This window comes from Halapricum sp. CBA1109 (assembly GCF_009741825.1).
Taxonomy (GTDB): Archaea; Halobacteriota; Halobacteria; order Halobacteriales; family Haloarculaceae; genus Halapricum.
Map to the genome: position 1 here is coordinate 1 of NZ_WPCA01000121.1, position 8,568 is coordinate 8,568.

The 8,568-nt window shown below is 67.5% G+C and carries 10 protein-coding genes and 2 pseudogenes; 4 read left to right on the forward strand and 8 right to left on the reverse strand.

What is annotated here, in order from left to right:
* From GJ629_RS12315 to GJ629_RS12325, 3 genes are all read right to left on the reverse strand, one after another.
* The coding region (locus GJ629_RS12315) for a 4Fe-4S ferredoxin N-terminal domain-containing protein (protein WP_197428589.1) at nt 1-337 on the reverse strand (337 nt) is incomplete at its 3' end.
* Between the two features lie 6 nt (nt 338-343).
* A complete protein-coding gene (nrfD, locus tag GJ629_RS12320) occupies nt 344-1,339 on the reverse strand; it encodes an NrfD/PsrC family molybdoenzyme membrane anchor subunit (protein ID WP_157513326.1) in 996 nt (331 codons plus the stop codon).
* A gap of 192 nt (nt 1,340-1,531) precedes the next feature.
* Nucleotides 1,532-2,431, reverse strand: a complete 900-nt coding sequence (locus tag GJ629_RS12325; RefSeq protein WP_197428591.1) for a 2Fe-2S iron-sulfur cluster-binding protein — start codon at nt 2,429-2,431, stop codon at nt 1,532-1,534.
* Nucleotides 2,432-2,744: 313 nt separating this feature from the next.
* Here GJ629_RS12325 and GJ629_RS12330 point away from each other — a divergent pair, with 313 nt between their 5' ends.
* Together GJ629_RS12330 and GJ629_RS12335 are read left to right on the forward strand one after the other, a co-directional pair.
* Nucleotides 2,745-3,287, forward strand: a complete 543-nt coding sequence (locus GJ629_RS12330) for a DoxX family protein (protein WP_157513328.1) — start codon at nt 2,745-2,747, stop codon at nt 3,285-3,287.
* A gap of 13 nt (nt 3,288-3,300) precedes the next feature.
* A complete protein-coding gene (locus tag GJ629_RS12335; RefSeq protein ID WP_197428592.1) occupies nt 3,301-3,594 on the forward strand; it encodes a hypothetical protein in 294 nt (97 codons plus the stop codon).
* Nucleotides 3,595-3,604: 10 nt separating this feature from the next.
* On the opposite strand, the gene GJ629_RS12340 is transcribed toward GJ629_RS12335, so the two are convergent.
* A complete protein-coding gene (locus tag GJ629_RS12340; protein ID WP_157513329.1) occupies nt 3,605-4,432 on the reverse strand; it encodes an ABC transporter permease in 828 nt (275 codons plus the stop codon).
* Nucleotides 4,425-5,429 (reverse strand): ABC transporter ATP-binding protein, encoded by a 1,005-nt coding sequence (locus tag GJ629_RS12345; RefSeq protein ID WP_157513330.1) that lies wholly within the window; start codon nt 5,427-5,429, stop codon nt 4,425-4,427. The genes GJ629_RS12340 and GJ629_RS12345 overlap by 8 nt, the downstream gene beginning before the upstream one ends.
* A gap of 78 nt (nt 5,430-5,507) precedes the next feature.
* Between GJ629_RS12345 and GJ629_RS12350 the strand changes: the two are divergent.
* Nucleotides 5,508-6,547, forward strand: a pseudogene (locus tag GJ629_RS12350) (zinc-binding dehydrogenase).
* Nucleotides 6,548-6,599: 52 nt separating this feature from the next.
* The gene (locus GJ629_RS12355; protein ID WP_157513331.1) at nt 6,600-6,959 is read left to right on the forward strand and encodes a hypothetical protein; all 360 of its coding nucleotides are present in this window, start codon (nt 6,600-6,602) and stop codon (nt 6,957-6,959) included.
* Here GJ629_RS12355 and GJ629_RS12360 read toward each other — a convergent pair.
* The 3 genes and pseudogenes from GJ629_RS12360 to GJ629_RS16340 form a co-directional block, all read right to left on the reverse strand.
* Complete coding sequence (locus tag GJ629_RS12360; protein WP_231754613.1) at nt 6,946-8,010, reverse strand: glycosyltransferase family 4 protein; 1,065 nt, start codon at nt 8,008-8,010, stop codon at nt 6,946-6,948. The genes GJ629_RS12355 and GJ629_RS12360 overlap by 14 nt on opposite strands.
* Nucleotides 8,011-8,035: 25 nt before the next feature.
* Nucleotides 8,036-8,167 (reverse strand): hypothetical protein, encoded by a 132-nt coding sequence (locus GJ629_RS17620; RefSeq protein WP_255475232.1) that lies wholly within the window; start codon nt 8,165-8,167, stop codon nt 8,036-8,038.
* Between the two features lie 134 nt (nt 8,168-8,301).
* Nucleotides 8,302-8,568 (reverse strand): annotated as a pseudogene (locus GJ629_RS16340) (endonuclease); the annotation flags it as partial.

Genomic DNA, 8,568 nt, shown 5'->3' on the forward strand with positions numbered 1-8,568 from the left:
GGCCGGCGAAGCTCCCGCCGGCGCCGGCGACGGCCGTCCCGATGGCCACCGCTCCGGCCGCCTTGAGCATCCCGCGGCGGGAAGTACCGCTCGACGTCGGCGGAACGCCCGGTTGGGGCTCCTCGTCGGCCCGCGGATTGTCGGTCAGGTCGACGCCGAACTCGTCTTCGACCTCGTCGGCGTACTTGCGTTCGAACTCCTCGCGGGACATCTCGTCGCCGGCGACCCGGCGGGCGTCCCGCGCCATCCGCTTGCCGAGGTCGGTGTCGGCCCCGGTGTATGAGAGTCGGTCTTCGGCCCTGTCCTCGATGTCGTCGTAGTTGGTATCGTCACTCATTGGGATTCACACTCCGAACAGCGGGATGTTCAGCGCGGCAAGGATGATCACGAGACGCAGCATCAGGCCGCCGACGATGACGAAGGAGAACTTCATCGTGTACCCGGCGGTGGTCAGCTTCCGCAGTCGCTCGCTGGCGTGGAGGTCGTAGCGCCACTCGGCGGCCAGTAGTCCGCCCGACAGCGCAAGCGGGAGCAACAGGCCGACGGCGACGACCCCGCCCCAGAAGATCAGCCAGCCCTCGGTCAGCAGGTAGGTCTGGGTCTCGACGGCCGTCGGGCCGCCGTTGACCAGCGTCGACAACAGCGCGTAGAGGACGACCATCTCGACGAGGATGATCACGTCGTCGGCGACGCTGAACATCGTGACGCCGGTGTCCGTGACGCCGCGGGTGACGGTGGTCATCCCGACCGTCGCCGCGATGCCCATCGAGAGGCCGCTGGCAAGGAACAGCGGCGGGAGCCACGTCGCGTCCCACATCGGGACGATTTCGGAGGCGGCGCTGAGCAACAGCGCGGTGTAGACGATCAACACGAGGCCGACGACCGCCCCGACGGCGTTTATCGCTCGTCGCACGGTGTCGGACGGCCGCGTCAGGTCGGCGATCCGGTCTATCGGCCCCAGACTGAGCCCGAAGCCACCGTCCTCGCCGAAGCCCAGCCACAGCGCCTGTATCGCGGCCAACAGCGTGAACAGCACGATGACCCACACGCCCACGGTCATCCACGAGGCGAAGTTCGTGAACAGCCAGAACATCACGACGTGCATCGGCTCGCCGAGGTGGGCGAGCAGGATGGGCCCACCGACGGCGATGGCGACGACGCCGATGACCATCCCCCAGCGTGCGGTCGCGAGGTACCCCTCCCGCCGCGACGGGTCGCGGAGGCTCAGGTAGTCGGCCACCGCACCGGTGACGTACGACCCTCCGGCGAGGCCGCCGAGGAACAGGTAGATGCCGATAGAGACGCCCCAGAACTCGCTGGGGAGCAGTGGGTTCACCATCGCTCGCCCACCTCCGTTCGGGCACTCGTCGGCGAGTGATACCACGCGGCCTCGCTACTCGGCTCGACCGGTTCTACGGGTCGCTTCATACTAGTGTAGACGCGCGACTCCTCGTTAGGGATATGTATTCATTTTACAGCTATTTTTATACCCCACCGTCCGGACAGCGTCGGCGGCGGGGCCGCTCCGTCCTCAGACCTCGTCGGCTTCGTCCTGCACGCCGGTCGTCAGCGAGAACTCCCCGCGCGGGGAACCGACGCAGGTCAGGACGTACCCCTCCGATATCTGTTCGTCGCTCAGGTACTGGTTGCCGTCGTGTTCGACGAGTTCGGAGCCGTCGCCGTCGACCTTCGAGGTACACTGGCCACAGACACCGTGTTCACACTGGTAGGGCATGTCCCAGCCCTCGTCGAGGCCGGCGTACAGGAGCGCCTCGTCCTCGCCGACGCCGATGGTGCCGCCCTGCTCGACGTACTCGATGTCGTACGTCTGCACGTCGCCCTCGGACCCACCGTCTTCGGACCCGCTGTCGGAGCCGTCGTCCTCCGACCCGCCGTCCTCGGAGCCACCCTCGGTGAACGCGTCGGCCTCCTCCTGCATCCCCGTCTCGATGGCGAACTCGGACTCCGGCGTCCCGACGCAGGTCAGGACGTACCCTTCAGCTATCTGGTCGTCGTCGAGGTACTGGTTGCCGTCGTGTTCGACGAGTTCGGAACCGTCGCCGTCGACCTTCGCGGTACACTGGCCACAGACGCCGACCTCACACTGGTAGGGGATGTCCCAGCCCTCGTCGAGGCCAGCGTCCAACAGCGGTTCGTCGTCGCCGACGGCGATAGTCGACTCCTGTTTGAGGAACTCGATGTCGAACTCCGAGCTACCGCCGCCGTTCCCGGAACCGGGCGTCTCCGTCGGTGGCTCGTACGGCGTCGGGTCGCCGTCGCGCGGGCCCGTCTCGCTGCCGCCGCCGCCCAGCCCCAGACAGCCAGCGGCGGCCAGCGCGCCCGCGCTCGCGGTGGACGCCAGCAGTCGGCGGCGCAAGCGGCTGTCGACGTCGTCGGCCCGTTCGTCACCGTCGTCGGTGGTCTCACTCATACTCGTGCGTACGCAGCCATCCGCCATCGGCTCTCGTGTGGAATATGCAGTTGTTTAAAAAACGCCTTCGGCGGCGGCGGGCGCTCGACCGGCCGCCGGGGGGTCTGCGCCCGGATCCGGATATCGACCGTCTCGGGTCGAAATGGACGGTCTCCGTGGTCGTTCGGACGCCGCCGGTGGGGAACGTTTCCCGCCGGACGCCCGTCGACGACCTACCGCTTCCAGGGCCGCTGTCGGGGTTTCTCGGTAAATAGGAACCCCGTATCGGATATATACCCCTTCACATTGAAGGTAGAAATGAGGCCGCAAACCTATGGCAACGAACACCACCGACCGGATTTCGAACGGACTCGACGTGTCGAGTGCGTTCAGCTACGATGTCTCAGGGGTACTGCCCGCCTATTGGCTCGCGATGCTGCGAGTGATCACCGGTTGGTGGTTCTTCCACGCCGGGGTCACGAAGCTACTGGAGTCGGGCCTGTCCTACAGCTACGGTCCGATGTACCTACAGGGGATGGACGGCACCGTCCTCGGCCCGCTGCCGGTCTGGATGGGGAACAACCTCGCGTGGCTCATCGAACCCGGCGTCCCGCTGGGCGAGACGCTCATCGGCCTCGGGCTGATGGCCGGTGTCCTCGTCCGTCTGGCGTCGGTGTTCGGCGTGTTCTTCATGGCCCTGTTCTGGGTCGGGAACGCCGGCTTCACCAACGGCGTGGTGAACAGCGACCTGATGGGTCTGTTGCTGTTCATCACGATGGCCGTGCTGGCGACGGGCCGGTACTACGGGCTCGACGCCGTCATCGAACAGCTCTCGGTCGTCGAACGACACCCGCGGCTGAAGTACCTGCTCGGCTAACGGAGGCAAACATATGAACAACTACACCATCATCGACAAAGCGGCACTGGCAGTGAGTAGCGCGGCGATGCTCGTCGGCATCGTCGTCCTCGGCGTCGTGGAGACGCTGGCGGGGAGTCCACACTCGCCGGCACCGGTGACCAACGACGCCGGCGAGGTCATCGCAACGCCGCTCATCAGCGCGAACATCAGAACCGGGTTCGTCCTCGCGGGCGTCCTCGTGTTGCTGCTGTGGGCCGTCTACCGCGTCGCCGCCGTCCGACCGACGGACGACAGCACGGAGACGACGCCCGTCTCGGCCGACTGAACGCCTTCTTTTAGTAGTCCCCGAGTACGCCGAGCCGTCGCGCCCGCTTCGTCGTGATAGCGAAGACAGCGTAGCCCGCGAGGACGTAGCCGACGGCCGTTCCCAGCAGGACGCTCAGATCGAGCAGCGGCATCTCCCACAGGACGAGGCCGTCTATCATCGCCCGCTGGAGGAGCGCGCTTCCCTGTACCAGCGGCAGGAGGCGCGTCCAGCCGAGGTCGAACGCCGGCGCGGAGATGAGGACGACGAACCCGAACTGCAACAGGTTCAGCCAGCTACCGATACGCTTGTACAGCACCGCGACGCCGCCGGCCGCGAAGCCCAGCCCCAGCACCGAGCAGACGGCCAGCACCGCGACGACGGTGATGGTCAGCAGGTCCAGTTGCAGGGTCGTCCCCGTCACGACGAGCATCACGGCGAGGATGACCACCGAGATGAGGAACGTCCGGACCACCTTGGCGACGCCCTTGGCGAAGGCGACGGGAGCGAAGCCGAAGGGCGTCATGAAGTGCCGTTCGAGGGTCCCCCACTGGACCTCGCTCCCGATGTCGTTGGAGATGGAACTGTACGCACCGACCGACAGCGTCCACAGGAAGTAGCCGACGACGATGCCCTCTATCTCGTCGGTCAGAGCCTGCCCGGCGATGGCCCGGCCGCCGAAAAACAGTAGACCGAAGAAGATGAGCGAGACGACGATGCCGCCGACGGCGTCGGCCGGGTACCGAACGAACAGCAGGTACTCCCGGTAGCCGACGGCCCGCAGGAGGTCCAGATAGCCGGCCTGTCGGTCCGGGTCGGGCGCGGGCGCACCGCCGCCGTCCGCCGTCCCGTCACGCATCGTCCACGCTCCCGGTCACCCTGAGGAACACCTCCTCTAAGTCCGGTTCGATAGTATCGACGGAATCTAAAGTCACGCCCCCGCGCTCCAGTATCCCCGCGAGGCGGTAGAACCCCGACGAGTCCGTCTCGACGGACAGTTCCGTCCGGTCGCCGTCTCGCTCGACGGTGACGCGGTCGAACGCCCGCTCGACGGCCCCGACGGTCCGCTCGTCGATGTCGCGGCTCACGACTCGATAACCCTGTGTGTCGAAACCCGCGAGCAGGTTCGCCACGGTGTCGTCGGCGACGATGCGGCCCTCGCCGACGATTATGACGCGGTCACAGACGTCCTCGATGACGTCCATATCGTGGCTGGAGACGACGACGGTGAGGTTCCGCTCGGCGACGATACGGCGCAGTTCCCGCCGCAGCGTCCGTGAGCTCTCGACGTCCAGTCCAAGCGTCGGTTCGTCCAGAAAGACCACGTCGGCGTCCGTCGCCAGCACGCTCGCCAGCGACACCTTCTGTTTCATCCCTCTGGAGAGTTCCCGGACGGGCGTGTCGGCTTCCTCGGCTAAGTCCAGTTGCGCCAAGAGTCGCTCGTGGCGATCGGCGACAGCGTCGGGTTTGACGCCGCTGATGGTCGCGAAGTACCGGAGGTTCTCCCGGACGGTCAGCCGCCAGTAGTCGTTGCGCGCGCCCTCCAGCATCGCGTCGACGTGGCGGTAGGCCGCCCGCGGGTCGGCGTGGACGTCGATACCGTCGATGCGGACGGTCCCCGCGTCGGGCAGGACCATCCCGAGGATGGACTTGATGATAGTCGTCTTGCCCGCGCCGTTGGGGCCGAGCAAGCCGACGACCGAGCCCCGGTCGACGGTGAAACTCACGTCGTCGACGGCGACGACGGCCGACTCCCCCTTCCCGAACGTCTTCGAGAGGCCCTCGACCACTATCGCCGGCGTCGTCTCCGGGCCCTCGCGGGCGACCGACTCCTCGCGTCCGCGCTGTGCTGGCATCGCTCGGAGGTGGGGGCCCCACGATGAAAAACCCGCGCCGACGCCCCGCTTAAGTCCGTCCCGGGTGTACCGCGGGGTATGCGCGCCGCACGATTCCACGGCCCCGGCGACATCCGGGTCGAGGACGTCCCGAAGCCGACAGTCGAGGAACCGACGGACGCCATCGTCCGCGTCACTCACACCGCGGTCTGTGGCTCGGACCTGTGGTTCTATCGCGGGGACAGCGACCGCGACGTACCCTCGCGGGTCGGCCACGAACCGATGGGCATCGTCGAGGAAGTCGGCGAGGACGTGACCCGGGTCCGGCCCGGCGACCGCGTGCTCGCGCCCTTCCTCATCTCCTGTGGTGAGTGTGAGTTCTGCCGCCGCGGGCTCCACACCTCCTGTGTGAACGGCGACTCGTGGGGCGGGGACAACGGCGGCGGTCAGGGCGAATACGTCCGGGCGCGCCACGCCGACGGGACGCTGGCCCGCGTGCCGACCGCTACGCCGACGCGAGGACACCCTGCGGTCGCTGTTACCCCTGACGGACGTGATGGGGACGGGCCACCACGCCGCGGTCAGCGCCGGCGTCGGGGCCGGGGACACGGTGGTCGTCGTCGGCGACGGCGCGGTCGGCCTCTGTGGCGTTCTCGCCGCCCGTCGCCTCGGGGCCTCCCGTATCGTCGCCGTCGGCCACCACGACGACCGCCTCTCGATGGCCGCCGACTTCGGCGCGACCGAGACGGTCAACGGCCGCGAGTACGAGGACGTGGCCGACCACGTCCGGGAGTTGACCTACGGCGGCGCCGAACACGTGATGGAGTGTGTCGGTGCGGCCTCGGCGATGGAACAGGCCGTCGGCGCGGCCCGGCCCGGCGGGACCGTCGGCTACGTCGGCGTCCCCCACGGCGTCGACGACGCGGGCGTCCCCATCTTCGATATGTTCGGCGACAACGTCGCTGCGGGGCGGCGTCGCGCCGGTCCGGGCGTATATGGACGAGTTGATGGAAGACGTCCTCGGCGGAACGTTAGACCCCTCTCCCATCTTCACGAAGACGGTCGAGTTGGACGACGTGGCGGAGGGCTACCGGGCGATGGACGAACGCGACGCGATCAAGGTGCTGGTCGAACCGTAGCGCCGTCGCTACCGGCCCGAGGTTCTTTCTTGGCGGGGGTACAAGCGGACGTATGAGCGACGGACTCACGTTCGAGATGCGGACGGTCGAGGGACGGACGATTCTGGACTTCGAGGGCCGGCGGTCGGTCGCCGTCGTCGTCCAGTCCGACGACGACGAGGAGATATACCTGCCACACGCCCGTTCCGGCGACAGGGGTGGCCCGCCGAGTTCCTACCAACCGGCGGACGAGGACGACAGCACGGGCCCGCCGAGTTCCTACCAGCCGTCGGACGAGGACAACACAGGCCCGCCGAGTTCCTACCAGCCGGCACCCGCGGCGGACGCCGCGACGGGGCGGTCGGCTACCAGCGGCGGGTTCCGCATCGTCCACCCGGACCCGGTCACCGACGTTCGGGTCATCGGCGAGTAGCGATGTCGCGGTAACGGTCGACGTACTCCTCGGCGACCGTCTCCCAGGACCGTTCGTCGTACTCGGGCGGGGCGGTGCGTTCGAGGCCGCGGACGATGCCCGACGCGACCGACTTCGAGGTCGGATCTATCTTGACGAGACAGTTCTCGGGGAGTATCTCGGCGGCGCCGCAGTCGGTCGTGACGACGTGGGTGCCGACCGACAGTGCTTCGACGACGGTGATGCCGAACGGTTCGGCCAGCGACGGCGAGACGAACAGGTCGGCGCTGGCGTAGTAGTCGGCCAGTTCCGCATCGGGGACGTAGCCGACGAACTCGACGCGGTTCCCGACGCCGAGCAGCGAGACGAACCGCTTCAGTTGGTCCGTGAGGTGGCCCGACCCGCCGACGACGAGCGTCACGTCGTCCCGCGGGAGTCGGTCCATCGCGTACAGGAGGTGGGAGATGCCCTTCTGGTCGGTGTGGCGCCCGACGAAAAACAGCATCTCGCCGTCGATACCGAGTTCGGCCTTCAGGTCACGGCCGGTCGGGTCGACGCTCGGGAACCCGTTGTAGACGACGGCCGACTCGCCGCCGTAGAACTCCCGGATCCGCTCGCGGGTGAACTCGCTGACGGCGACGAGGTGGTCGGCCTCCTCGACGATTCGCTGCTCGGTCGTCACTTCCCGTTCGGGCGGCTCGCGGTTGCGGTCCTGTGTCAGCGAGTGGAACGTACAGAGCCACGGCACGTCGTGTGTCGCCGCCGCCTCCTGACCCGGCCCGTACCCGAACCAGTCGTGGGTGTGGACCACGTCGGCGTCGGCCGCCCGGTCGACGAACGTCTCGACCATCTCCATCGACCGCTCGTAGACGCCGCCGTCCCCCGTGTCGACGGGATAGATGTTCTCCCGGTCGGTCGGCGCGAATTCGGCGGGCAACACGAGTTCGACGTCGACGCCGTCGTGGCCGTCGAACTCCCCCATCAGTTCGCCGACGGCGGTGTCGAGGCCGCCGCTGATCTTCGGGGGGAACCCCCATCCGAGCATCACGACGCGCGGTGGTGTATCGGTCATCGGTGACTCCAGTCGGTCGTCATCGTCAGTTCGGGGCGACCGCCGGCGTCCCGCACTCGACGCAGACGTACTGCCGGTCGGTCGTCTCCACTGCGGGCGCGTTGCAGTCGATGCATTTGATCCGGCTGTCTCGGACTGCCCGTGGATATCGACTCATTACCTGTTCGTTCACGTTATCGACACATAAATTATCGTCTCGTGATAGGACGCGGGAGCCCGGAAACAAACTGTGTCGTGAACGACGATAAACAAATAACAAATTTCTACGGCGGGAGCCGGTAGCTCTCTGACTCACTCCGACAGCCCGATGTCGACGGACACCGGGAGGTGGTCGGAGGGGTACCGGCCGTCGACAGTCCGGTCGCTGACGCGGTAGCGGTCGACGGGCAGGTCCGGCGTGAGGAACACGTAGTCGAGGCGGCTGTTTCGCTTCAGCGACCGCCAGTCGGTCACCGTCGTCTCGGGGCCGTCGACGGCGGCGGCCCGGTCGCGGGCGTCGGCCAGCGGTCGGTCGAAGCCGCCGCCGGTCAGGACGCGGTACGGCGTCGACCCGGGCCG